Source organism: Alteromonas sp. AWJ4_197, assembly GCF_056160285.1.
The window spans coordinates 381479-407325 of the sequence record NZ_JBSWWW010000006.1 but is presented as its reverse complement, the minus strand read 5'-3'; the positions used below and the strand labels follow the sequence as shown (position 1 = coordinate 407325).

Annotated in this window: 23 protein-coding genes; 8 read left to right on the top strand and 15 right to left on the bottom strand. The window is 49.4% G+C overall.

The genetic code is table 11. From position 1 onward, the window contains the following. Positions 1-136 precede the first annotated feature (136 nt). Together ACXAGC_RS15615 and ACXAGC_RS15610 are read left to right on the top strand one after the other, a co-directional pair. Entirely contained in the window at positions 137-1024 is an 888-nt protein-coding gene (locus ACXAGC_RS15615; RefSeq protein ID WP_474845264.1) for a LysR family transcriptional regulator, read from the top strand. Between the two features lie 94 nt (positions 1025-1118). After that, positions 1119-2207 (top strand): alkene reductase, encoded by a 1089-nt coding sequence (locus ACXAGC_RS15610; RefSeq protein WP_474845262.1) that lies wholly within the window; start codon positions 1119-1121, stop codon positions 2205-2207. Positions 2208-2246: 39 nt separating this feature from the next. Here ACXAGC_RS15610 and ACXAGC_RS15605 read toward each other — a convergent pair whose 3' ends face one another. The 6 genes from ACXAGC_RS15605 to ACXAGC_RS15580 form a co-directional block, all read right to left on the bottom strand. Then, positions 2247-3137 carry an ATP-grasp domain-containing protein gene (locus ACXAGC_RS15605; protein WP_474845260.1) on the bottom strand — a complete coding sequence of 297 codons (891 nt, stop codon included), beginning with the start codon at positions 3135-3137 and terminating at the stop codon, positions 2247-2249. 82 nt (positions 3138-3219) lie between these two features. After that, entirely contained in the window at positions 3220-3399 is a 180-nt protein-coding gene (locus ACXAGC_RS15600; RefSeq protein WP_474845258.1) for a hypothetical protein, read from the bottom strand. A 65-nt stretch (positions 3400-3464) separates the two neighbouring features. Further along, positions 3465-3773, bottom strand: coding sequence for a hypothetical protein (locus ACXAGC_RS15595; RefSeq protein WP_474845256.1), 309 nt, complete (start codon positions 3771-3773; stop codon positions 3465-3467). A gap of 2 nt (positions 3774-3775) precedes the next feature. Continuing rightward, entirely contained in the window at positions 3776-4027 is a 252-nt protein-coding gene (locus ACXAGC_RS15590) for a helix-turn-helix domain-containing protein (RefSeq protein WP_349583825.1), read from the bottom strand. Then, positions 4020-6185 carry a peptidase domain-containing ABC transporter gene (locus ACXAGC_RS15585; RefSeq protein ID WP_474845253.1) on the bottom strand — a complete coding sequence of 722 codons (2166 nt, stop codon included), beginning with the start codon at positions 6183-6185 and terminating at the stop codon, positions 4020-4022. The genes ACXAGC_RS15590 and ACXAGC_RS15585 overlap by 8 nt, the downstream gene beginning before the upstream one ends. Then, positions 6185-7438, bottom strand: a complete 1254-nt coding sequence (locus tag ACXAGC_RS15580) for an HlyD family secretion protein (RefSeq protein ID WP_474845251.1) — start codon at positions 7436-7438, stop codon at positions 6185-6187. Before ACXAGC_RS15580 ends, ACXAGC_RS15585 begins: the two co-directional genes overlap by 1 nt. Before the next feature lie 406 nt (positions 7439-7844). Here ACXAGC_RS15580 and ACXAGC_RS15575 point away from each other — a divergent pair, with 406 nt between their 5' ends. Both ACXAGC_RS15575 and ACXAGC_RS15570 read left to right on the top strand, forming a co-directional pair. Next, positions 7845-9389 carry a hydroxymethylglutaryl-CoA reductase gene (locus ACXAGC_RS15575; RefSeq protein ID WP_474845249.1) on the top strand — a complete coding sequence of 515 codons (1545 nt, stop codon included), beginning with the start codon at positions 7845-7847 and terminating at the stop codon, positions 9387-9389. A gap of 109 nt (positions 9390-9498) precedes the next feature. Continuing rightward, positions 9499-10512: a hypothetical protein gene (locus tag ACXAGC_RS15570; protein ID WP_474845247.1), complete on the top strand. Its 1014-nt coding sequence runs from the start codon at positions 9499-9501 to the stop codon at positions 10510-10512. 44 nt (positions 10513-10556) lie between these two features. On the opposite strand, the gene ACXAGC_RS15565 is transcribed toward ACXAGC_RS15570, so the two are convergent. The 4 genes from ACXAGC_RS15565 to ACXAGC_RS15550 all read right to left on the bottom strand — a co-directional run bounded on the left by ACXAGC_RS15565 (position 10557) and on the right by ACXAGC_RS15550 (position 15586). Next, positions 10557-13829 carry an amidohydrolase family protein gene (locus tag ACXAGC_RS15565; RefSeq protein ID WP_474845372.1) on the bottom strand — a complete coding sequence of 1091 codons (3273 nt, stop codon included), beginning with the start codon at positions 13827-13829 and terminating at the stop codon, positions 10557-10559. Between the two features lie 233 nt (positions 13830-14062). Then, positions 14063-14236, bottom strand: a complete 174-nt coding sequence (locus ACXAGC_RS15560) for a hypothetical protein (protein ID WP_161599083.1) — start codon at positions 14234-14236, stop codon at positions 14063-14065. Between the two features lie 92 nt (positions 14237-14328). Continuing rightward, positions 14329-15027, bottom strand: coding sequence for an NUDIX hydrolase (locus tag ACXAGC_RS15555; RefSeq protein WP_474845245.1), 699 nt, complete (start codon positions 15025-15027; stop codon positions 14329-14331). Next, positions 15020-15586 carry a nicotinate-nicotinamide nucleotide adenylyltransferase gene (locus ACXAGC_RS15550; RefSeq protein ID WP_474845243.1) on the bottom strand — a complete coding sequence of 189 codons (567 nt, stop codon included), beginning with the start codon at positions 15584-15586 and terminating at the stop codon, positions 15020-15022. The genes ACXAGC_RS15555 and ACXAGC_RS15550 overlap by 8 nt, the downstream gene beginning before the upstream one ends. Positions 15587-15715: 129 nt before the next feature. Here ACXAGC_RS15550 and ACXAGC_RS15545 point away from each other — a divergent pair, with 129 nt between their 5' ends. From ACXAGC_RS15545 to nadE, 3 genes are read left to right on the top strand one after another with little or no spacing between them, the layout of a single operon-like run. After that, positions 15716-16351, top strand: coding sequence for an isochorismatase family protein (locus ACXAGC_RS15545; RefSeq protein ID WP_474845241.1), 636 nt, complete (start codon positions 15716-15718; stop codon positions 16349-16351). A gap of 19 nt (positions 16352-16370) precedes the next feature. Further along, positions 16371-17579 carry a nicotinate phosphoribosyltransferase gene (pncB, locus tag ACXAGC_RS15540; RefSeq protein WP_474845239.1) on the top strand — a complete coding sequence of 403 codons (1209 nt, stop codon included), beginning with the start codon at positions 16371-16373 and terminating at the stop codon, positions 17577-17579. Positions 17580-17587: 8 nt separating this feature from the next. Next, positions 17588-19702, top strand: coding sequence for an NAD(+) synthase (nadE, locus tag ACXAGC_RS15535; RefSeq protein WP_474845237.1), 2115 nt, complete (start codon positions 17588-17590; stop codon positions 19700-19702). A gap of 67 nt (positions 19703-19769) precedes the next feature. Here nadE and gorA read toward each other — a convergent pair whose 3' ends face one another. After that, on the bottom strand, positions 19770-21119 hold the full coding sequence (gene gorA, locus ACXAGC_RS15530; RefSeq protein ID WP_474845235.1) for a glutathione-disulfide reductase: 1350 nt from the start codon (positions 21117-21119) through the stop codon (positions 19770-19772). Positions 21120-21243: 124 nt separating this feature from the next. On the opposite strand from gorA, the gene ACXAGC_RS15525 reads away from it, so the two are divergent. Then, positions 21244-22581 (top strand): sensor histidine kinase, encoded by a 1338-nt coding sequence (locus ACXAGC_RS15525; RefSeq protein ID WP_474845233.1) that lies wholly within the window; start codon positions 21244-21246, stop codon positions 22579-22581. On the opposite strand, the gene nosR is transcribed toward ACXAGC_RS15525, so the two are convergent. Genes nosR through ACXAGC_RS15505 form a run of 4 tightly spaced genes read right to left on the bottom strand, consistent with a single transcriptional unit; the run spans position 22573 to position 25836 of the window. Then, positions 22573-23907, bottom strand: coding sequence for a response regulator c-di-GMP phosphodiesterase, NosR family (gene nosR / locus ACXAGC_RS15520; protein WP_474845231.1), 1335 nt, complete (start codon positions 23905-23907; stop codon positions 22573-22575). The genes ACXAGC_RS15525 and nosR overlap by 9 nt on opposite strands. A gap of 36 nt (positions 23908-23943) precedes the next feature. Beyond that, positions 23944-24882, bottom strand: a complete 939-nt coding sequence (locus ACXAGC_RS15515; RefSeq protein ID WP_303573862.1) for a sensor histidine kinase — start codon at positions 24880-24882, stop codon at positions 23944-23946. Between the two features lies 1 nt (position 24883). Further along, positions 24884-25249, bottom strand: coding sequence for a hypothetical protein (locus ACXAGC_RS15510; RefSeq protein ID WP_474845229.1), 366 nt, complete (start codon positions 25247-25249; stop codon positions 24884-24886). 26 nt (positions 25250-25275) lie between these two features. Next, positions 25276-25836, bottom strand: a complete 561-nt coding sequence (locus ACXAGC_RS15505; protein WP_119499978.1) for a response regulator — start codon at positions 25834-25836, stop codon at positions 25276-25278. Between the last annotated feature and the right edge of the window lie 11 nt (positions 25837-25847).

The window sequence follows — 25847 nt, the reverse complement described above, 5'->3', positions numbered from 1 at the left end:
GCGACTGTCTGACGGTTGCGCGTTTTTTGTTGCCTGCAAAGTTGATTGCGTTGAATACGTCAGGTTTCTTTCTGGTTATTTGTATAAAATGTAATTAGTAAGCTGCTATCTTTGTGGAAAATGAAAAGGTTGAACAATGCCGGTTAATGCTAAAACAGAAGATTTAGAAGCCTTTGTAACGGTGGTGGATACCGGTGGTTTCTCTGCCGCCGCAGCGCTGCTGGACCAGCAGGTTGCCAGGATATCACGCTCGGTAACGCGGCTGGAAAAGACTCTCAATGTTACTCTGTTTAACCGCACCACCAGACGGGTAGAGCTGACGGAAGAAGGTGAGCTTTTCCTGCGTTACGCCAGAGACGGTCTGAACATGCTGGAAAAAGGCGAGGAGGCATTGCGACTGCTCGGGCGGACACCATCAGGCAAGCTGCGGGTTGATGCAGCCAGCCCGTTTGTATTTCATCAGCTGACACCGTTAATAGACGGGTTCTGCCGCACCTATCCGGATATATCTCTGGAGCTGACCAGTCACGACAGCATCATTGACTTACTGGAGCATAAAACCGATATCGCCATTCGTATCGGCGATTTAAGTGACTCCAATCTCCATGCCAGAAAGTTAGGGCGAAGCCGGTTACATGTAGTGGCAAGTCCGCAATACCTGGCTAAACATCCGGTCAGCGGCGATATTACAAGCCTTTCGCAGCATCGTTTAATTGGTTTCAGTGACGCGCCGCATTTAAATAACTGGCCACTTAAAAGTCCTCAGCAGCTTACATTTGCCATCAGTGCCTCAAGTGGTGAAACCGTGCGGCAACTTTGCATTGCAGGGCAGGGGCTGGCGATGCTGTCACACTTTATGACGTATGAAGATATTGAGGCCGGCCGGTTGGTGCCTGTGCTGACAGACCATGTCCTGAGTCCGAACCGGCGGGAACTGGTACAGGCGGTATATTACCGTAACAGTGCCGTGTCTTCCCGCATCTCTGCATTCCTGGATTATATCGCGCCGCGACTCACTCTATAATTGCAAAAATAACAAAAGTGTTTTTAATTTATTGCTGTTAATGATTCAAATAGGCTGCGATATGCTTCATCCATTGAAAATGGAAGGAGGCTTTATGAGTCTATTATTTAACAGTATTTCTCTTGCCGGCAAAACGCTTAAAAACCGTATTGTCATGCCCCCGATGACCCGCTCAAGGTCAACGCAGCCCGGTGATGTCGCCAACGATTTAATGGCTACTTATTATGCCCAGCGTGCCAGTGCCGGTTTGATTATCAGTGAAGGTACGCAAATCAGTGAACTGGGCAAGGGCTACGCCTGGACCCCAGGCATTTACACCGGAGCGCAAGTCGAAGGCTGGAAGAAGGTCACAAATGCCGTTCACAAGGCAGGAGGTGTGATGTTTGCGCAACTGTGGCACGTTGGCCGCGTATCCCACGAAAGTAATACGGGTGGCAAACAGCCGGTTTCTTCGTCAGCGCTTCAGGCTGAGGGCGTGAAGGTATTTATCGACGAAAATAGCTCACCGGGTTTTGTGCAGTCTTCTGTACCCAGAGCACTCAGTAAAGAAGAAATCAAAGCGGTCGTTGAAGAGTACCGGCACGCGGCGCAATGTGCCAAAGATGCCGGATTTGATGGCATCGAGCTGCATGGAGCCAATGGCTATCTCATCAACCAGTTTCTTGATTCACAAGCCAACAACCGTACTGATGAATACGGCGGCAGCCTGGAGAACCGTCTGCGGTTCCTGAAAGAAGTCGTGTCTGCCGTCAGCACGGTGTTCGACAGTCGCGCAGTGGGGATCCGTCTGGCTCCGCTGACGACGTTGAACGGTGCGGTAGACGAAAACCCTGAGCAGACGTACGTTGAAGCGGTGCGGGCCCTGAATGAGTTAGAGGCCGGCTATGTACATATCGCTGAAGCCGACTGGGATGATGCGCCGGAAATGGCGGTAAGTTTTAAACAGGCCATCCGCGAGGCGTTTGACGGTATTTTGATTTATGCCGGCAAATATACCCGTGACCGCGCTGAACAGGCGCTGGAAGAAGGATGGGCTGATATGATTGGTTTCGGTCGCCCCTTTGTATCGAATCCCGATCTGCCTGCCCGTTTACAACAAGGCATCGCGCTGGCAGAGCATGATCCTGATACCTTGTTCGGTGGCGCAGAGAAAGGTTATACCGATTATTCTGTCGCGTCATAACGGTTATCTGAGATAACCTGCTTCATCAACAACAGCGGACTAGTGTTCCGCTGTTGTTATCAGCGCCCGGCATAAGGTTTCAGTGAGCGGGTGCTGTGTTTCATGTTCAAATTTCAAAAAGTACGGGCAGGGATTCGCTTCAAGGAAGATAAACTCGCCTTTACTGTTACACCGCCAGTCAATGGCGCACCATTTCATCCCGAAAGCAGCGCAAATTGTTCTGGCCAGTGAGCGGATATCCTCAGGAATGTCTGTAGCCTGCGCCTCTGCGCACTCATCAATACGGTAATCCGGCTTATCCGAGTAGATAACACCGGAAAAAACCTCATCACCAATAACGTACGTCCGCACATCAAGCCCGTCAATCCGGGCCTGTAACGTCACTGCACCAGTGTCCTGCTGATGCGGAAGTTCACTGGTATACACGCCATGCTGACGAAGCAAGGTGGTGTGGGCACCACCGGAAACCGGTTTGACAATGACATCCTGAAACTGCTCAGCGAAGTGTTTGAGGGCAGTGACATCATTGCTGATGAGCGTATCGGGAATGATGGCGCCCAGTGCCGATGCTGTTTGCAATTGCACGGGCTTGGCCTGGTGAAAACGAATGGCACTCAGCGGGTTATACCAGCGCTCAGGCTGATGATAAAAAAGCGGCGAAAGTGCACTGATTTGATTTTTACCGGCAACAGGATTTGTTGCCGGTGGAGCTGAAAAGCGCTGCCACCAAAAGGCGCTGGCTTCGTCAATATCCACGTATTCGTTATCGACAACAAGCGTGAAGGCATTTTTAAGCGGTTGCCATTGCAACTTTAACTGATCGCCCAGGTTCGCCGTATTGAGGATCAGTGTTTCTTCCTGAAGGTCGTGAAGTGTTGTCACTACATGCTGTAGTTGATGGTCTGATTCATCACCCAGACAAAGAATCATATATTACGTCCTTTTAAGAATGATGCTGACGCCAACAGGTGCGGGAGACAACCCTGTCTGCGCAGCATCATCAGACCTGAAATCAGTAAACCGATTCTTCCGGGTAATCGCCACCATTTTCACCCAGCGCCAGGGTGAAATAGCGGGGCGGGATTAAGATGGCTTTGTTTTCTGTGACCGGCGTAGTTTGTACCGGGCCGGCGCCTGATACTTCGCAGGCTTCTTCATTCGTTAACGGGCGGGGTGTTGTTGTTTCTTTCATGATGTTCTCCTTGAACAGGTTATTTTTCCGTTACGGGTTTTGTTGCGCATAACTCACAACAGGTTTTAGTTTACCGGGTCTTCCGGCGCTGTCTTCTGGCTAAAAGTCCGGTTATCACCAACGCCGGGTTTCAGATAGGGCGACTGGCCAACTGTGTCTGAAACCCCTTGCAGGTAGCAGGTTAAAATGGTCTCGCGCAGACTCATTATCCAGCACAAATTAAACGTCAAACCCACCACCCACATATCGGGTAATGTACTGGTAATCGCGAAATAAATCAGGCAGCACAGCGATGCTGCAGCCATGGGAATGAGACTGTTCATAAACAGGACTTCTGTCTCAAACGCCACGGTTTTATTGATACGAAAGGACATTGCTATCCCTCTTGCTCTATCCGTGTACCGGGCTGATGAAACTGCCGGTAGTAGCTCGCCATCAGTGAGGTACGGTTGTGGATATCCAGCTTGCGGTAAATGTTGGCGCAGTGAAATTTCACCGTTCTCTCGCTGATAAATAGCTGGGAAGCGATTCGCTTATTCGGCAGCCCTTCCATAATTTTATGGGCAACCTGCAGTTCCCGGCGGGAAAGCTGCTCCAGGCGATCATTGATAGGGGTTGGATTAGTCATGACTCTCTCCTTGTTGTTCAATAACGGGGTTGGTACTGACGGGGTAGATTTCGGTTAATTTGCCTGCTTCAAGCCGGAACACACGGTCTGCCATGGCGATGGTTTGCGGCCTGTGGGCGATAATAATGCGGGTGATGTTCAGCTGTTTCAGGTTGTGGTTTACCTGTGCTTCGTTGTGCATATCAAGGTGACTGCTTGCTTCATCGAGGAACAGGATCTGCGGCCGTTGATACAGTGCCCTGGCCAGCATAATCCGCTGGATCTGACCGCCGCTCAGGGTGCTGCCCATGTCGCCGACCAGTGTCTGGTACTGCATTGGCATGGCTACAATGTCATCGTGAATACAGGCCAGTTGTGCCGCGCCTGCTGCCCGCTGAATATCAGGAGAATCACAATAGCCGGCTATATTTTCAAGAATGCTGCCGTTGAGCAGGGCGTCATCCTGATACACTGCCGAGGATACGCCCTTCAGTGCGCCCTGACTGACAGGCTTTGTGCCGAAATATACTGAGCCTGAACTGAGCGGGTGAATACCGGTAATACATTTAAGTAACGTTGATTTTCCGCAGCCGCTTGCACCGGTGATCGCTACTGCTTCGCCGGGGGCAACGGTCAGGTTGATATTTTCAAGTACCGGTGCTGAAAAGCTGTCGTAAGCATAGCTGACCTGTCTAAGGGATAAAGTTGCCGGGCCGGTATTGTCTGTGCCGTCTACACCGGAAAAAGCGACTGGTACGTCTTCACATTCAGCCAGCACCACATCTGATAGCCGGTCAATGTGTAGCGATAACATACGCCATTCCAGTGCGGTGGTGATCAGACTTTCAGCGGCGGTAACAAAGCGGTTTTTGTAGCTGATAAACGCATACAGCATACCGGTGGTCAGTGCATTTTCCATAGCCATCTGTGCGCCAAGGTAAATCACTACAATGTTTTCGGCACCGGTGATGACCTGTTTGGCAATGCTGGTACGCAAACCCCATTTGCCGATACTGATGTCTGCATTTAAGGATGATGTCAGCCGGTTCAGCCAGTGGCCGTGGCGGCTCGCCTCCAGGTTAAATTGCTTGATTGTCTGAATGGCCCGCATGGATTCGATGAAGTGCGTTTGCTCCTTTGAAGCCAGCTCCAGTTTGTTGGCGTGATGAGGCCGGACGCAATGCCAGGCAAACACGCGGAACAGCGCATACAAAAAGGTGATAACAATGACTACCGTGGCCAGAAGCGGCGCATAAACATACATGACTGCCACTGTCACCAGTGCCATCAGTCCGTCCATGATCACGGTAATGAAGCTGGCAGTGAGAAAATCCCGCAATGCATTTAATGAACTGAAACGGGAAATAATGTCGCCGGTGTGCCGGCTGTGAAACCATTTTAGCGGCAGTTGCAGTAAATGACTGAATACCCTGGCGCTCATCAGCAGTTGCAGGCGGCTGGTGAAGTGTAAAAGGATATGTTGGCGTAACGCTGAAGTCAGACATTCAATTAACAGAAAAAGCGCAAAGCCTATGGTTAATGCGGTCAAAAAGTCAGACGATCCTGCGGGCAGCGCATCATCTACCACCATTTGCATGTAATAAGGAGACAACAGGGCAAATAACTGAATAAGCAGGGTAATACAGAAGGTAAGCAGCAAGGTTCTGCGAAGCCCGCTGAGACCTGAGAAGAAACTGCTTATTGTCAGCTTTGGGGTAGCCGTGACCGGTGTAAAAGCCGGGGCCGGAGAGACTTCCAGAGCAATGCCGGTGAAATGAGCGGAAAAACGGGATAACGGCATTTTACGTTTACCCGTGGCCGGATCATGAATGGTTACGCTGTTTTTGTTCACTGCGGTGAGTACCACAAAATGCTTCATATCCCAGTGAACTACGCAGGGCAATTGCAGTTTTGGCAGATCATCCAAGTCCAGTTTCAGCGCTCTTGCAGATAAAGAAAGGCGCTTAGCGATGGTAATAATGTCTCCCAGCGTTGCCCCTTTCAGTGACAAGCCATATTCCTGCCGGAGTTCGGCCAGTGTTCTTTTATCGCCATGGGCCTGCAATATCATACACAGGCAGGCCAGTCCGCATTCTGCGGCTTCCGCCTGATACACCACCGGTGTTTTAACAGAACGGCGAAGGGAAGGGAGCGGGTTTGCTGATAAGAGGGCCTGCATTACCACGCCCCTTTTACAGACAGTAATGGTGCGAAAAGCCATTCAATCAGGCTGGACTCCCGTGTCGTCACATCGGCACTGAAGGTCATGCCGCTTCTCAGTGGTGTTTCCTGTCCGTAGGTGGCGATGCTTTGTTTATTCAGCGAAACCTGAACCAGATATGCCGGTTCGTCTGTGGTGACAGGAAACCATTGCTTACTCTGTGGCTGGATAAGATCGTCAGATATTTGCGTAATAACACCGTCAACGGTGCCGTATTGCTGATAAGGGAAAGCATCCAGTTTAATGCGGACTGACTGACCCTGTTGCAGTAAACCTGCCGACCGGGCTGGCAGCAACACCTTACCGGTAAGGGTGTCAGAAGAGGGTTGTATATTCAGTAGAGGTTTAGACGTATTGATGAAGTCACCGCTACGTACAGACAAATCGGATACCACACCAGCTCTTGATGCGGTAATCACCTTCTTGTGCTGACTGTCCCACTGCAGCATCTGATTGCGTAATGCACTGAGTTGATGCTGAAGATCAAGGCGCTCCTGCTCCTGACTGGCGGGGAGCCTCGCCAGCTCGTGGCGATTTTCGTCAAGGTAGGCGAGCTTACTTTCACGCTCCCGCTGGTATTCCAGTAATTCCTGCTTTAGCGATAACACAGCACGGGCGGCACTGAGATGTTCATTTTTCGCCAGTAATCTGGCATCGGCGAGTGTTGCCATCGAGTTAGCAGACGTTTCTGCCAGAGCGATCCGCTGGCCTACCAGCTCAATGAGTCCGTTAAGCTTGCTAATATCCCGCTCCAGTTGCGTGCCGGTATTTCTGGTCGTTGCAATTGCCAGTTTATGGGCGACAGTGAGATAGCGTAGTTGTTGTTCAAGCTGTTCCTGCTGAACTTCATACTGACTGTGCACTGCAAAATGCACGTCTTCGCCGGAGCCCAGCGTCTGGCCGCTGTTGATTTTAAGTAAGGGGGTTCCCGCCTCAACCTCATCGCCATTTTTCACGAGAATAGCGGCAACCCGTCCGCCGGTATTGTCCGGATAAACCGGCGTACTGCCTTCTGACATTTCCAGCCAGCCGTTGATCCGGGTGAAGGTTTTGTATTCCTGACTATTCAGATACCAGGCCATCACGATGACCCAACCTGTTACCATCAGGCTGATCATCCTGACAGGCAAAGACGGTAAAACAAATACGTCTCCCTGACTGGCTGTCAGCTGATGTTGCAAAGCCTGTTGTCTGAACAGCTTGTGTTCCATGATTTACTCCTTGCTAAATAAAAGTCCGGCAGATTACCCCTGAACAGCATCCTTAACTGATCAATTGAATCCCTGGCATCGTAGTCCCTGACACCTCCTTTTCCGGTAACAGGGGCAATCTGTCGAAAACACATCAGCGTCCTGCTGACGGAATTAAATTTACAAGAAGCAGTGCCGTAGGCTTTCAAATCACGGACACTGGATAATTTGTGTACAAAAAATGTGCGTTATGTCCGTTTTTGTTAAGTCATGTCCGTTTCAGGCAAGTCCTGAAAGGTTGACGGGGGTCAACCCAGTGGCTGGTTTGACCGGGAAAGAAGTGAAATTGTTGTTAACTGACGCTACTGTATTACATTGATAATAAGCGCGTCTCAAAAAGCGTCAGCCATTAAAAAGGAAGTGCCTCATGTTTATCCCCAGCATGCTTTTAAAGCAGTTGTATACCCACGGCAGTCTGCAAAAAACGGAAGATGGTTTGTGCTTTATGCTGAAAAACCGGTTGAAAGACGCCAGTATCAGCGAAATTTTACATATCGTGCTGGATGGCAATCATATTCCGAAAGAGAAAATTACTCTGAAAGTCGGGGCGGACATGCTGCTCTCTGCCGAGGAAATTAATGCAAAAGGGGACATTTCTTTTCCGCTACGGGAAGTTATTACGGTTTTTTTGAACGTGCGGGCAAAGGCCGGGCCTGAAAAGCTTAAATTGGGACTTTCTTTCAAGGCCTCTCCATTCGGTAAGCTGAAGTTTGAAGTCGAAGACAACATTTCAGACATCAGTGCCAAACCGGAGGGGATCCCAAGAGATCTCCATGACGACTATCAGGCAGAAATCATCAAAGCCCGTCAGGCATATTTCGCTTCTGCAACCGGCGCGCCGGTGAATCATGTAGGCAACTATTCCATCGACCCCAACACACTCAAAGGCAATATTGAGCACTTTATTGGTGTGGCGCAGGTGCCCATTGGCATAGCGGGTCCGCTCACCATCGACGGAGAATATGCGAAAGGCGATTTTGTGGTGCCGCTGGCTACCACTGAAGGCACGCTGGTGGCGTCTTATAACCGTGGCATGAAGCTATTGAATATGAGCGGAGGTGTAAAAGCAACGGTGGTTGATGATGCCATGCAACGGGCACCGGTTTTTGTTTTTTCTGATGCGCGCGGGGCACGGGATTTCGTTAAATGGATAAATCAAAATATTGAAAAGATCCGTGAGGAAGCAGAAGCGACATCTTCGGTGGCGAAGCTGACTTACATCGACCATTTCCTGTCTAACAAATTTGCGTTTCTCCGTTTTAACTACAGAACCGGAGATGCCGCCGGTCAGAATATGGTGGGGCGCGCCACATTTGCTGCCTGTGGCTGGATCATGGATCACTACGAAGGGATTGTGAATTTTTATCTGGAGTCTAACTTTGCCACCGACAAAAAGGCCTCGCAGATAAATATTATGCGGACCCGGGGAAAACGGGTTACTGCAGAGGCTACCATCAAGCGCGAGCATTTACTTAGCGTAATGCGCGTGGAACCAAAACAAATTGATTATCATGGCAGAGTAGCGGGTATCGGTTCGTTTTTATCCGGCGTCAATAACACCGGCCTGCATTCGCCTAACGGTATCACCGCCATGTTCATTGCCACGGGACAGGATGTCGCTAATGTCTCTGAATCCTCGGCGGGGATCATGTACTCCGAGCTCACCGAAGAAGGGGATTTATATGTCTCGCTGACTATCCCTTCTCTGATTGTTGCTACCTACGGCGGTGGAACCGGCATAGGTACACAGAAAGAGTGCCTGGAGCTGATGGATTGTTACGGCAAAAATAAAGTGTACAAATTTGCCGAGATTGTAGGAGCGGTGGCACTGGCCGGAGAGATCTCGCTGGCTTCGGCCATTTCTTCATCTGACTGGGTGTCATCTCACGAACAATACGGACGTAACCGGTAACTGAGACGCCGTGCGGGTAACATTCTGAAACTGATCTCCCTTTGCGCAGAGAACTGACCATGCAGTAAACTTTACCGGTGGCATGGTTAAGCAAACAGGGAGTGTTGCTATGCAGAAATCTGCTCAGTATCGTCTTATCTATTTCGTTCTGATGGTCGCTACATTTGCCGGCGGCTATTACTTTCTACCTGACACAATCCGGTTACCGCAGGATAAGTGGCTCACCGCACTTTTTGCAGGCCTGTATTTTATTGTTTTGCCTGCAGCGTACTATGTTTGTGTTGTTGTGAAAGGCAAACAGAAACTGTGGAAAATAATCATCAGTTTTAGTCTCGCGGCGGTGGCCGCGCGGTACACCTTCCCTGAAGATCTTGCTGCTTATTTTGAGTTTATTTCCTGGCTACGTTATCCCATTGCGGCAGTGCTTATTATTCTCGAATTTGCATTGGTTTATATGGTGGTTAAAAGCTTGTGGAAAGCCCGCCATCTTCCCGGTGATCCGAGATTGCATGCTCATAAAGCGTATGCAGAGGATGACAAAAAACGAATGACTGCTGTTTTATGGGCCCATGAACCGGCATCCTGGTTTTATGCCATTCCCCGGTTTACCCGCCGGCATGTGTCGCCCGTGGGGAAACTACATACCAAATCAGACAGCGTGATTTATCAATGCGTGCTGACAGGCGGAATAGTGTTTGCGGCTGCGCTTTCATACTGGCTTTTGGCTGAATGGAGTCATACCGCAGCGGTTATCGTTTGCAGCCTGATCCTCTGGACGATGATTTCTGCCATTGCCAGTATCCGTATAGGAAAGCATTTCTCGCTGTATATTCAGGACGATGATCTGGTCATCAATCCGGGTTTCTACAGTACCCTGTTCGCCAGGCTGTCTGCCATTGAGTCTGCAGAGGCAGGGAGCTGGAGCAGAGCTGACTGTGGTGATGCATTGATTTTGGGGCAGGGTGATGAAGCTAACGTGCGCATCAGATTCAGTAAGCCGGCGCTGTTATATTCAATGATGGCGACATTTGAAGACTGGCAGGATGAGGTTTATCTTATTTGCCGCGATCCACAACAGGTCGCTGACAGTCTCAAACCTGCGATGGCGTTGCCAGCAGCATGAAATAAAAAGGGCGCCTTATCAGGCGCCCGTACAGGTTTAAGGTATCAATGCCTCCAGTGATACATATGCGCTTTGGCGTTGATTTCCTGCGCAGTCTCTTCCGGCATAAACAGTTTGTTATCTGCCTCGAAGAAGAACGGCTTACGCTGTTTACGGCTGCCCACCTCATTCATCGTCGCAGCCTCATAAACCCGTCCGTTCAGCACGGTATACTCAACAAATTCGCTTCTGCGGATATCGCTCAGTACATCACCGTCAATCACAACTAAGTCGGCCAGCTTACCTTTTTCTATACTGCCAAGGTCGTTACCCATGCCTAAGTGTTTGGCACCGTCAATGGTTCCGCCACGCAGGGCTTCCCATGGCGTGAAACCACCCTGAGCCATACTCCACAATTCCCAGTGAGCGGCTAAACCTTCACGCTGGCCATGGGCACCGATGTGCACGCTCACACCTTTGTCGCGCAGTGTTTTTGCATACGCTGCCACTTCGAAGTGATTGTACTGGTTATCCGGTGCGGTAGGACGGCGGATAGCACGGCTGTCGAGAATGGTTGACGGCACATAGCGTAGCAGGCGCTCGTTCTTCCACACTTCAGTTCTGTCGTACCAGTACTCTTCACCCATCAGGCCACCATACGACACCACGAAGGTTGGTGTGTAACCCGATTCTGTGGCTGCCCATAACTGGTTAACATCATCATAGCCTTTCGCCACAGGGAAACTGTGCTCAAGACCGGTATGTCCGTCTACCACCATAGTCAGGTTCTGCTGCATTTTACCGCCGCCTTCCGGCACAACCATCATCTGCTGTTCGTGTGAAGCCCACAGAATTTGCTGACGTTGGTCCCGACGGGGCTGGTTATAACTTTTTACTGAAATCGCACCAGCTTCTTTCAGCCTTTCAACATGGAAATACGCATCATCGTAGTTGTTGATAATGGCTTTATAACCCAGTGACTCGGCACCGTATAAAATCGCGCCGGTGGAATAAATGCGCGGAGCAATAATATCGCCATGTCGTTGCAACTCTGAGGCGGCAAAGATTTCAGTGGTGTCGTTGGATGGATCGTGAATCGTGGTCACACCAAATGCTACGTTGGCAAATTGTCCCCAGTTTTGTTGAGGAATAATTTCGTTACGCCCCTGAGAACCGTGAGCATGGGCATCGACTAAGCCCGGAATAATGGTTTTTCCGTGGGTATCGATGCGCATGGCGTCATCAGGAATAGTAATATCGTCAAGTGAGCCAACGGCTTCAATCCGGTTATCGCGAATAAGCACTACGCCGTTTTCGATGACTTCCTGTGTGTTATCTGCATCACGCATGGTAACGACTTTGCCGCCGACCAGCGCTTTGTAGCCACCGGGTTTATCTGCCTTCGATTTGAAAGACAGGTTCATGCCTTTGGTTTCCGGTTCCGGCAGTGCATCTTTTTCTTTACCGGCAACAAAAGTAAATGCATCTTCCAGTGCGCGCTCGTAATACACCGGTCCGTGGAACCAGCCTACCGACGTACTATCAGGACTCCAGTTCAGGTACTCGCCGGCGCGGGCAGAGAGCTGTGTAACCGGTAATGATGTCATGTCCGGTCCCAGCGTAATTTTCTGACCATTGTCTACGAATGGTGCTACGTAGGTCTTGAACTGGTAAACAAAAGCCACCCACTTTTTATCATGAGACAAACGATATTCGCTGACTTTATCCGCGCCGTATAAATGCGTGCGTTTGTCTTCACCGCGTAAATTAGTGCTGCTCAATTGCGTTTCAGGGTAAGCAGAACCGCCGGCGCGTTCGGTGAAATACACACGACCATCATCACCGGCAAAATGGGGTTGTGCACCACTTTCGCTGACTCTGACTTCAGTGTCGTTCTTCAAATCAGCCACATATAACCCCGGCTCTACCGAATAAGTAGGATCTAACAAATAGCCGCCGCTGAATTTCCGGAATGCGACATAACGGCCATCCGGTGAGAAGCTTGGCTCTACATAATGCCCCGGCTTTTTGGTGATCACTTTCCCTTTGCCACCTTTGGCAGAAACTATGCGTACATCACCCAGCTTTTCGTCATTCCAGGTGGTGTACACAATGAACTTTCCATCGTTGGTATAACGGGGAAAATATTCATCGTGCTCATTTTGTTTCGTAAGGCGGGTCATTTTGCCGCTTTTAATATCTTTAACATAAAGCTTGCCCAGGGCCTGGAACAATATACTTTTGCCGTCCGGCGACTTTTGCGACCAGCGAATCATTTTTACATCGAATTCTTCCGGTGCCACATCCACATCGAAGCGCAGTGCATCTGCATAATGCAGTGTCGCTTTTACGCTGACATCAATATCTCCGATATTGCCGGTTTTAATGTCGATGTTGTGAAACTTACCACCTGTCCAGTAAACCAGAGACTGGCTGTCGGGCATCCAGTCGTAATAGGCAAAGTAGCCTTCTGAACCAAAGCCTTCCTGCATATCCCGCTCAAGGGTAAGGGTTAGCGGTTTCTCAAGGCCGGTTTCCAGCTCTTTGAGGAAAAGCCCGGTTTTGTTTTTAACCCTGCGGATAAAGGCGATGTATTTACCATCCGGTGAGGGCACAGGTACAATAGCGCCACCGGTGCCACTGATAAAACTGTCCTCTTTGCCGGTTTCGCGGTCGAAGCGGGTGATGTCGAAAATCCCTTCAAGGGGATCTCTGTTGTACTCGAAGCCTGCACCCAGCACGGTGTTGTGGGTGTAATAGATGTACTGGCCATCATGTGAGAACACCGGGTCGGCAATATTTTGCTGGTCTGCGTTCCCGTGCTCGCGGGCTTTGATTTGCAGACCGTCACCACCGGCAATGTGATACATCCAGATTTCACCGGCCGGAATACTCCGGCTGGACATAATCCCTTTGGTGGCAACAATGTACTGCCCGTCCGGACTCCATTTCGGAGAATGAATGATGTTTTTCTTTTCCGTAGTCACCTGACGCAAATTACTGCCGTCGATATCCATCACCCACACATTGGACAAACCGCCGCGGTCTGAGATAAACGCAATATGCTTACCGTCCGGCGAAATGGCGGGATGAATGTTCCAGGCAAAATCCTGTGTTAGCGACGTTGCAGCGCCGCCGGATAACGGCACTTTATACAAATCGCCAAGCATATCGAACACCATAAATTTGCCATCCGGTGAGATGTCCAGGCTGGACCAGGTGGTTTCGCTGGTTTCAATATCCACGCTGTTAAGTGCGAAGGGAGGCTTGAGCACATCCCAGTTTTCGTTTTCTGATTTGTCTGTCGTTTCGGCCAGTGCAGCACTGCTGCCCAGCATCAGGCTGACAGCAAGTGCCAGACTGTTTCGGGTGATTTTTATCATTATGCGTTCCGGTAAAGGTACTTGTTGTGTGTTATGCGGCTGGCTGGCATCAATGCCGGCGAACAGCCCGTTTCCCGTTCAGAAGCATACGACACGGCTTACCGGATTTGCAAAGCGGATGGTTTTACTAAAGAGGTTATTCATCGTATCTGGAGGTTTACGACAACGACCCGCAAACTGAGACAGACCTAAAGCGATGCGGAAGAAGGGTCCAGTTCAGTGAGGATCCAGCGGATGCACAAATGAAAAAATGACACCATTAAGGCTGAAAAACCGCTCATCACCAGGTTTGCAGTCAGAACATAGGTTGCAACAAACGCAACAGCGAACAACACAGCGACAGTTGAAATACCCGCTCTCATAATATAACTCTCCATTAAATTTAATGAATGTATTATGCGCGGTATTTCAGAAAGTGCGTAACGGGACTAATTGATAGACTTAATCTTAAAAATTAATCAAACGCACCTTGCATGACCCGGGAGAAAAAGTGGGGCTTTAACGGGTGTTTGTGGGTGTAAAGTTTGGCCCGGCTTCGTTTGACAATTTTACTGTCACCGGTTTCTTCCACTGACATACTTTCTTCAATCCGGTCTCTGAAGTTCTTTTTGTGCAGGGGTTTGCCAAGCACGATTTCATACACCGTTTGCAATTCTGAGAGGGTAAACGGATTCTTGAAAAAGTAATTGGGTTCGGTACTGTATTTTGCGCGGTGATAAAGCCGTTGAAAGGCTTTCTGTATAAGTTGCTGATGGTCAAACGGCAGTGTCAGTGAGGGTGAATCACGCAGAAAATCGCTGACATCATGCCAGTGAACATGCTCAAGACACGGCGCAGAGTCGTCCACCAGACACAAATAAGGACAGGTAATACTCCATCCCTCCGGATCCCGGCTGATGTTACCCTCAAATTCCAGTTTAGCGATATAAGACGGGCTCAGGCCCACCTTTGACTGCAAATTGCGAAGGAGTGTGTCGTTGAGTGTCTGATCCTTGTCGGTATGAACAAATCCGCCCGGCAATGCTAATACGTTGGCATATACCCGCGCATCAGCAGGGCGGCGGATCAGGGCAACTTCCAGCTTATCAGCACGGATACGCAATAAAATGGCGTCAATGGTACACACCGGGGTCGGGTAAGCAGTTTCACGCATATAACTGATGCCTGTTGATGTAGTCAGCCACGGAAGGGGTTATCAGCGATGTTGCGGCATTCCCCTCTGCCAGCGCCTCACGGACCATGGTTGAACGGATAGATTGCCGTTCAGGTACCACCAGAACATGCCACTTTTCTTCAATTTCCTGCGCTTTATAAAACTTCGGCCAGTTTGCTTTGTTATCCGGCCCGATGACGAAAGTAAGCTGATCGCCGCTAAACTGCGTATTGTGTAAGTAAGACAGTACATCGTAGGTGTACACAGGGCTTTCACCGTCACTGATGAGATGCTCAACGGGCAGGGCATGTATACGGTCATCCTGAAGATCACTCACGAACGCATTCAGCATGGCAACCCTGTGACTGTAATCAATCATGTTTTTCGCGAATGCGTGGCAAAAAGAAGGGATGAGCACTACCCGTTCATAGTGATTTGCATGTGCCAGAATCGATTCAATCGCATCAGCATGCCCCTTTGTGGGCGGATTAAACGCTGAACCAAACACCGCTACTTTCATATTGAATACCTTCTTAATGAGTGTTTTTAAAATACTCATTAGTTACCAGAAAGGCAAATAAAACCACGACTTAAAAGACTCCAAATAGGTTAGGTAGTGATTGATTAAATTTTGATTGACTTTAAAGGGTATTGATAGAATACTCTTTAAAAAGTGAGGAGCTTATTGATGACAATTGCATCCGTTAACGTTGATCCGCAAAAAGGGTTTACCCCTTTATGCCCCGATGAACTGCCTGTTCCGGGCGGAGATGAGATCGTACCGGCGTTGCTGGCGCAAAATGCACTGGCGGATTTCATTGTGGGTTCCAGCGATTCTCATTGTGATGCAGCCTTGTTCCGGGTGGAGAACGACGATGAACAGTTTCAACCGCTGGAGCATCCGAATACCGATTGCACATTTAAAATGCACTGCAAGCCGGGAACAAAAGGCTTTGAGCTGCTTGACGGTTTACCTGCGCCCACAGAGTACGATTTTTTCGTCTGGAAAGGCGTGGCTCCCGACCTTCATCCCTATGGCGCCTGTTACCATGACCTGGCTGAAAAGCTGTCCACAGGGTTAATCGAGTACTTACGCTGTAATGACGTGACAACAGTAATTGTAGGTGGCCTGGCGACAGATTTCTGTGTCGCTACTACCGCCCGTCAGCTACAAAATACAGGCCGGTTTACTGTCATATTGCACCTTGATGCGTGCCGGGGCATTGCGCCTGACGGTATCGACACCCAAATTCAATCTCTTAAAGAATCAGGAGTTGTCATCGCCGCTACCATCGACGATGTCAAAAAGGCCCTTGCTGCATAATCCACTAAGAAACAAACCCATGTCCCGAAATTCTCTGTTTAAGGAACACTTAAACTTCTCTGCGTTAGATAACGACTTCTACAAAATGAACATGTGGCAGTGTTTTATGCACCAGTTTCCATATGTTGAAGATGTGGAATACCGGTTTGTGGTGCGCAGCGATGTGGATTTACGTCCATACCGGGCTGAAATTCAACAGGAGCTGGAAAAGCTCGACGGCCTCCGGTTTACGCCGGACCAGATAAGCTGGCTGGAATCCATCCCCTGGTACACGAAAGACTTCATTGAGTGGCTTCGAATGTGGTCTTATCAGACACGCTTTTTGCATTTGTCAGAAGAAGACGGTCAGTTGTCGATTCGTGCGAAAGGCCCCCTGATGCACGTACATAACTTTGAGATGCCAGTATTGTCTACCGTGGCAGAAGTGTACAACCGCCGGAACTATCCAAACAAAACCTACGAGGATGTGCGTCAGCCTTTATTCGAAAAGGTGAAATGGCTGAAAGAACAGCATGAAAAGCACGATTTGTCCGGTTTATCCATTGCTGAGTTTGGTACCCGTCGTCGCTTCAGCTATGAAGCACAGCTTACTGTTATTGATATGCTGAAAAGCATGGTGCCGCAATTTCTTACCGGTACATCGAATATGCATCTGGCGAAAGAGTTCGACATTTTGCCAATCGGTACCATGGCCCATGAAATTTTTATGTTGTCCCAGCAAGTTGGCGTGCAGCTGGTGAATTCACAAAAGCACACCCTTGAAGCCTGGGTGAAGGAGTTCCGTGGCCAGTTGGGTTACGCGTTAACCGATACCATTGGTATGGACGCTTTCGTCCGTGATTTCGATTTGTACTTTGCAAAACTGTTCGATGGTTTAAGACATGACTCCGGTGATCCGATAGAATTCGGGGAAAAGGCGATTCGCATGTATGAGAATTTGCATATTGATCCGCGAACGAAAACCATTATTTTCAGTGACGGGCTGGATTTTAAAACCATGGTAACGCTGTTTTTGCGGTTCCGCGGGCGAATCAAAACATCATTCGGGATTGGTACCTTTTTGTCTAACGATGTTCGCGGCGTGACGCCACTGAATATCGTGATGAAACTGGTACGGGTTAACGGTAAGCCGGTGGCGAAAATATCTGATGCGCCGGGTAAAAACCTTTGCGAAGATCCTGAATTTGTAAGCTACCTGAAAAAGGTATTCGAAGTAGACTGGGCATAAGATCACCTATGGCAAATTACACCCGAATCGGCACAGCAGCGCTGCGTCAAATTCCTTTCGACTTTAAGGGCAATGTTTCCCGAATCCTTGGCGCCGTAGAGCGTGCAATGGACGCCCATATCAATATCCTGCTTATGCCTGAACTTGCACTGACAGGCTACGGGTGTGAAGACAATTTCAGTTACCAGGAATTTAACCAGGCGACGGAAGCTGCGCTGAACGATGTGCTCGCCGGCTATCAGGCGCTGGCCCATGAGCGCGAACATGCCGGCAACATGCTTATTGCTATGGGCATGCCGGTGATGTTTCCGGGCGGGCAGGTGTATAACACCACGGCATTTATCAGTGCTGACGGCCTGCATGGCTTTGCCTGTAAACAATATCTGGCCCGTAATGGCTTGCACTATGAGCCGCGCTGGTTTGAAGCCTGGCCACGGGGCAGGGTGGTAAATCATCCGACATTCAACGTGCCTTTTGGTGATGTGGTAGTGAATGCCGGTGGCCTGCGTATTGGCGTGGAAACCTGCGAAGATGCCTGGGTGGCAAACCGTCCGGGGCGTGATCTCTATCATCGTAACGTGGATGTATTATTAAACCCCAGTGCCTCTCACTTCGCGGTAGGCAAAAATTTTATCCGCGAGCAGTTTATTAAAGAAGGCTCCCGTGCCTTTGGCGTGGTGTACGCCTATGCTAACTTAGCCGGAACGGAAAACGGTACCAGCATTTTCGATGGCGGTTCACTGATTGCTTCAGAAGGTAAAGTGGTTTCCCGTGGTGACCGCTTCAACGTGCGCGACGTGGTGATGAATCAGACGCTGGTGAATGTTAGTGCCAACCGTGTTTCCCGCGTTATCAGTTCTGAAACCATCGATATTGACGACACTAATGTGGTGGATATCGAACTGTCACTCACCCTGCCTAACGATGCCGTGCTGGCTGCACGCAGCAACGACCGCGTAGATTCCGCCAAAGACGAGCTGCCGGTATTCTGGGATGCACTCAGTGGTGATGACTACGCCTACACCGAAATCTGCTATGCGCTGGGCAATGGCTTGTGGGACTGGACTACCCGTACTCACACCGACGGTTACGTGGTGAGTTTGTCCGGCGGTGCGGATTCCGCGCTGGTGGCGGCTTCGGTGTATGTGTCGCATTTCGTGGCGCTGGAACAACTCGGCGTACACGATTACCTGGCGACCTTGCCGAAAGGGTTAGCTGCGAAAATAGACGCCATCGCGCCGGGCGAAGATAAAATTGCCTGGCTGAAAGAAAAGGCCATGCCGAAGGTGTTGCTGTGCTTATATCAGGGCACAGATAACTCCTCTGAAACCACGTTCAACGCAGCGAAATATCTGGCGGAAGAAATTGGTGCAACTTTCCATAGCTGGAATATCGAACCGGTGGTACAGCAATATCACTCGCTGGTAAATGGGTTATATCCGGACCGGCCGCTAAGCTGGAAAACCGACGATATCGCCATGCAAAACATTCAGGCCCGCAGTCGTAGTCCGGGTGTATGGATGCTGGCGAACCGTGAGAACAAATTGCTGATTGCGACTTCTAACTTGTCTGAATCAGCACTGGGTTACGCCACCATGGATGGTGATACGTCCGGTGTGATTTCTGTGATTGCCGGTATCAACAAAACCACTATCCGTAAGGTGAATCGCTGGTTGGAAGAAGTGGGACTGCCGCTGTCTGTTGACGGTAAAAGTGCCCGTCATCAACTGAAAGAAATGCACCGCGTGAACGTACAGCAGCCTACTGCGGAACTGCGCCCGGAAGAGCAGACCGATGAAGCGGATCTGATGCCTTACGTGGTGTGCGATTTCATCATGGATTGCTACCTGGCCCGCCAGATGTGGCCAAAGAGCATTCTGGTGGAACTGATGCTCAACGGCTTCGACAAAGAACACGACATGCGCCAACTGGCTGCTTATGTTGAACGCTGGTTCAGACTGTTCTGCCGCAATCCGTGGAAACGCTACGGCACCCGCGCCGGTTTCCACATCGAACAGGTATCGCTTGATCCGAAAACCTTCCACCGCTTCCCGCTGCTGAATAATGGCTTCAGCGAGCAACTACAGCAAATGTGGGATTATGTTGAGGAAGTAGAGGGGTGATACAGGTCATCTGAACAGAAAAGCCGGTTTATGGAAACCGGCTTTTCTCGTTTATACGGCACGCAAATCAGGTCATGGTGACAAACTCTTCGGCGCTGGTGGGGTGAATCGCAATACAGCTGTCGAAATCGGCTTTGGTTGCGCCCATCTTCATGGCGACAGCAAAACCCTGCAGAATTTCATCCATGCCCATTCCTATACCGTGCAGGCCAACCACCCGTTCCTCTTCACCGGCGCATATAAGCTTCATTTTCGTAGCCTGACGGTGTTTGGTGACAGCCGTGTACATGGCGGCAAACGATGACGTGTAAACTTTCAGGTTTTCCTTACCGTAGGCTTCTTCTGCTTCCGGCTCTGTCATGCCCACAGTGCCTATTGGCGGGTGGCTGAATACGACGGTTGGGATGAGATTGTAATCTAGGTGCGCATCGCTTTGGCCATTGAACAAGCGTTCACTGAGCAAACGTCCGGCTTTAATGGCAACCGGCGTCAACTCTGCATGGCCGGTAACGTCGCCCACACAGTACACGCCATCTACCGTGGTGTTCTGGAATTTATCAACTTTAATGAAACCTTTATCGTCGGTGTCGATACCGGTGTTTTCCAACGCCAACTTGTCGCTGGATGGTACCCGGCCAATGGCCCAGATAAGCACATCGGTTTCAATGATTTCACCGGTGGAAAGGGTGATTTTCAGTGAATCGTCATCCTGCTTTTCCACTTTTTCAATTTCTGAAAACTTATGCAGGGCAGGGCCTTCGCTGTCGATAATTTCCGTGAGCGTTTCAGCAATCATGGGGTCGAAATGACGAAGTGGCTGACCATGACGGATAACCAAATCGGTTTTTGTGCCCAGTGAATGCAGTACGCCCGCCAGTTCCACACCAATGTAGCCGGCTCCTGCAACCACTGCCCGTTCGGGCTGTGTTTGCAGGGCAAAGAAGCCGTCGGAGTCGATGCCGTGTTCTGCACCGGGAATATCCGGGAAGCGCGGACGACCGCCAACGGCTATGGTGATATGTTCTGCGGTGTACTGCTCGCCATCTACTTCAATGGTGTGATCGTCAACGAATGTTGCAAAGCCTTTAATAACGGTAATATCGTTGGCACCAAGCACGCGATCATAGGAAGCGTGGATACGCTCAATGTACGCCTGACGGTTGGCCACCATCACTTCCCAGCTGTAGTTATTGACGGTGACATCAAAACCATAGTCAGGGCCATACTTATGAATGGCTTCTGCCACGTTCGCGCCGAACCACATTGCTTTTTTCGGCACACAGCCCACGTTTACACAGGTACCGCCAATATCAGCACCTTCAATGAGTGCGACTTTCTTGCCGTGCTTTGCTGCCCGGTTGGCCGATGCGATCCCGCCACTGCCACCACCAATACAGATATAATCAAAGGTTTTCATAATCATTTGCCCGTTAAGAGTAATATAGCTATTCTGGCACGAATAATTTCTTCGCTCAAAATGCAACAACTGTCTACACTACGAAGTAGCAAGAAATAAAGTCTAACGGGTTATGCGATGGGATATGAGTAGTATGCCTCAGGTAAATGACACGCGCGGTAATCAATCTGTACACATACTCATGCAAGAGCTGGGAAGTGTACTGTGCCTGGACTGCTCTTTGCACACTCTGCTGGATAAATACATTGAGCTGCTGGTCAATCATTTTGAGGCCCGCTGCGGCTTCTATACACCTTTCTGGTTCGAAGAACTTTCTCTGGTTTCCTCATTGCGGGTATTCAAAGAAGAAGCCTGGTCCGGCGATGATGCTGAACTTGATGCGTTGTGTGAGCGGGCGAGAAAGCGATACGCGGCTTATCCTGATGACACATTTCTTTACGACGGAGATGACGACCCTTTTATTTGTTTGCGGCTTGCTGACAATGGTCACCCGGAAATGTGGTTGATCATCGTGCTTGAAAAGCCATTGAGTGATGAGGCATTGAATGCTTTTGTGCCCCTGGTTAGCTGGTTTCAGAATGGAATGGTGCAATGCCGGCGCAAAACCACGCTGGACAGTACGCAAACCCGCATTGATGAAATGACCCGGGGAATGGCAGAAACCATGGCTCAGCTTGTACAGGCTGAGAAAATGTCGGAGTTAGGCAAACTCACTGCAGGTATCGCTCACGAAATTAATAATCCCATCGGTTACATCCGCTCTAACCTTGAAACCCTTGTGCAGTATGTGGAAACGTTTGAAGAACTGTTTGCAGAAATCGCACAGTGGGCGAAAACTAAACCTGGTTGCTCAGAGATGTTGCAGGAACTGGAAGCCAAATACGATTTGTCATTTTTATTAGAAGATGCCCATGAGATCGTAGCAACTAATGTCAGTGGTATTGATCGTATTCGCGACATAGTCAGTGATTTATATGCGTTTTCCAGGAAGGGCGAAGGTAAGATGATGCCGTTGTCTTTACAGGATGTTATACAGCGGTGCGTGAAGCTCACTAAAACCCGTTTCGATAATCATCATCAGATTCAGGTCGATGTTCACACAGACACCCCTTACTGTGTGGGGGATGCTTCACAGCTTGAGCAGGTGATGATTAATATGATGATAAACGCAGCGCATGCTATGCCAGCTGGAGGCGTGTTATCACTAGACTTAAGCAGTACGGAAAACCGTCTTATTCTGAAAGTGAAAGATACTGGCGTCGGCATGGATAAGGTCACTCAGCAGAAAATTTTCTCGCCATTTTTCACTACCAAGCCCACCGGAGTGGGAACGGGGCTGGGGTTGTCGATTTCTCACGGAATTTTACAGGCGCATAACGCCACTGTGTCGGTGGAAAGCGCAATCAACGAGGGGACTGAATTTACCCTGTCGTTTCCCCTCTACCGCGAATCGTCAGATTGATTCGGGTTCGGCCTGATTTTCTGATTCACCCACGTCCAGCCGGCCAGCTTTAATCGTGATTTCAAACATCTTGCCGTGGTCATCTTCGAACTGACATAGTTTGGCAATCGTTGACTCGGTAAATACATGCCCTTCCGGCAAAATCAGAATATGACTGTCGTTGTACAGGTTGGCCGCCAGTACCATGCCGGGGGTAAGCTCGTTGGCAGTAAACGTGTTGTCTATGTGCTTAGGCAATCCGATTTCCTGTGATTCCAGCAGGATATCCAGATACGTTGCGTCATAACGTGTGTTGCGGTGTTTCTTAAGTTCCTGCTTGGCTTCGTTCGGTGTCATGTGTTTTTCGGTCAGGCGTCCGGTGATTAACCGCCAGTAGTCGCGACTTATCGATAAAATTCGGGCACCGTCAGGGATCTCTTTCGCCACCTTGTGATACAAACCGGAACCGTTCCAGTGTTCAAACTGTAATTCGATAATGTCAGAAATCGGTTGCAGATGCTGGGCAGGTGCCAGGATAGTGGCCGCCTGTTTTGTTTGCGACAGAAAATTCTTTTGTTGCTCGTAGTTCAGCTTGTTAAACGGAGGCGCATAATCCGCCGGTGTCAGACCGAGACATCCCAGTTCACAAATTAAGCTGGCATAACGGATCAGTTTAATTTCCTCTGCGGGTAATCCGGCACGCTCTGCTAAAAGGGTCGCAAGCTCACTGACTTCAATGGCAAACTTGCCATCTATATCAGGGTTGATGCTGATCACATTGAATAACACCTGCTCAAGTGCCAGATTGTGTTTCTCAATGCGCTGAAGCGCCAGTTTGATTTGCTTAGTCCGCTTAATCACCGTTTGTTCTAGATTGGCGTTAATGTCCTTAAGCTTTTTATTCTGCAGTCTTGTCAGTTTTTGCAGTCGGGCATTTTCGTCTTTTAATTTAACCCGCTCGAGCCCTTCTTCCAGGGTATTCATTAATTCCTGATTGTCCCAGGGTTTCTGAAGATAACGGTGGATTTTGCCCTGGTTAACGGCCTTTATGGTTGAATCAATGTCTGCGAAACCGGTGAGGACGACACGGAATGTGTCGGGATATAATTTGGCAACCTGTTCTAGCAATTCTGCGCCTGACATATGCGGCATCTTCATGTCAGATACCACAACGTGAACTGTGTGGCTTTCCAGTAACTCAAGGGCTTTCTTGCCGCTCTCTGCCAGCAACATGTTTATATTCATTTTGAACAGGGCACGCTTCAGCGCCCGAAGAATATTCGGCTCATCATCGACAAACAGAATCGTGTACTTCTTTTCCTCTTGAGTGGGCGTCTGCTCGCTCATGTATTCTCCTGTGAACCACGCTTGCTGCTGCCGGCTTTAGCAGTCTGATTCCGGCTCCTGCTCATCTTCCGGGCCGGTCGTCGGCAGACTTAATGTGAAGGTGCTGCCTACGCCTTCTTTACTGGCGACTTTCAATTCGCCGCCATGTTCTTCGGCAATGCCAAATGAAATCGATAAACCCAGTCCGGTACCTTGCCCCTCAGGCTTGGTGGTGAAAAACGGATGAAACAATTTATCGAGGTGCTCCTGTTTAATTCCGGAGCCGGAATCAGTCACGCTGATATGAACATAGTCCCCTTCATGCCATGACTTAACAATAATTTGCCCTTGTTTGCCGGTAGATTCAATCGCCTGACCAGCATTTATTAACAGGTTAGTAAAGATTTGAGTAATTTTCCCTACATTTATATACACCTTTGGTATATCTTCGAGACGCAATTCCTGCTGACAAATATATTTCAGTTTGTTATTTACCATACTCAATGTGGTACGCATGCACTGGTTAATATCAAACCACTGCCGGTCGTCAGAGTCTATACGGGAGAATAACCGCAGCCCGCGCACAATTTCACTGACACGCTCCAACCCTTCGGCAGATTCATCTACCAGCGCCAGAATATCTTCGCTGATAAATTCGATATCGTGTTCTTCAATGGCACTGGCCAGTTTCGATTTAATCGTGTCCTGCTCAGTATTTTCCGGACTTGCCAGCTTAAGAACCTGCGTCATCACTTCCTGGTAAGCATGAACGTAATCAGCCAGAGTGGACAAGTTACTGGAAACAAAACCTACCGGATTATTAATCTCGTGTGCAACGCCGGCGGCAAGCTGACCGACTGAGGCCATCTTTTCTGCTTGTAACAGTTGTCGCTGAGCATCGCGGAGATCTTTTTGCAGGCTGTCTATCAACCTGTCTTTTTGCTCCAGTTCCAGCTGCAGTTGATCTGCGCTTTTGCCATTTTCATGTTGTGTCATGTTAGCCCGCACTGCGAAAGGTAAAGAATAAGCCCGGTGGCGAAGCCGGATATCCTGTCGGAACGTCATTACGCGTCAGGGCAGGGGAGAGTAAATGTAATGCATCACAGATATGTGGTGCTTTTATCGGGTATTTTACTTCTTTAACTACTGCCATGCTTTGCCCGGATTTTTGCCATCCATCATAAAAATAGCCGGGTATTTCCGATTTATGTAGTTTTGCCGTGTAAATCGCAGAAAAATCAGGTGTTGTGAGTTCTGTCACCGGTGTATCGTCATGCTCAGATGCCAGACAGGCACATGTCATCACGACAAACAGTACCGCACTTAACACCGGGGGATGCAAAAATACAGAACGCTTCACCATTGACAGACTCCTCAGGCAAACAGGGCTTACACCGTCATAAATTTATCTAACAGTTCTGTCAGATCATGATTAGAAAAAGGCTTGGACAGTACCGCGTCAGCGCCAAGATCCAGTGCCCGTTCAAGGCTGTTGTCGTCGAGGGCAGAAATGACAATGATTTTCAGGCGCTTGTATCTTGCCTGCTCGCGGGTAAATTGAATAACACTGTAGCCGTCCATACCCGGCATGCTTAAATCCAGTGTCATCAGTCTCGGATTGTGCTGGCTGAGCATGACACCTGCCTGAAAGCCGCCGGTGGCAATCATAGTGTCGTAGCCCGCACGCCTCGCTACGCGCTGGATTGACTTTGCTACAGGCAATTCGTCGTCTACAATCAAAATGCCAGGTGTTGCTTCTCCCTGCAATTGTGAGGGAACCGGCATATTGTGATGTTCGAGAAATTCAATAAAGTCGTCTACCAGTACACGGTTGTTACCCCGGCCGGGTAACTTAAAACCCTTGAGTTTTCCGCTTTCAATCCAGCGGATGACGGTTCGGAGATTCACATCGCAGTAAGATGCGATTTCGCCAGACGTTAACGTCTTCATAAAGTATTGCT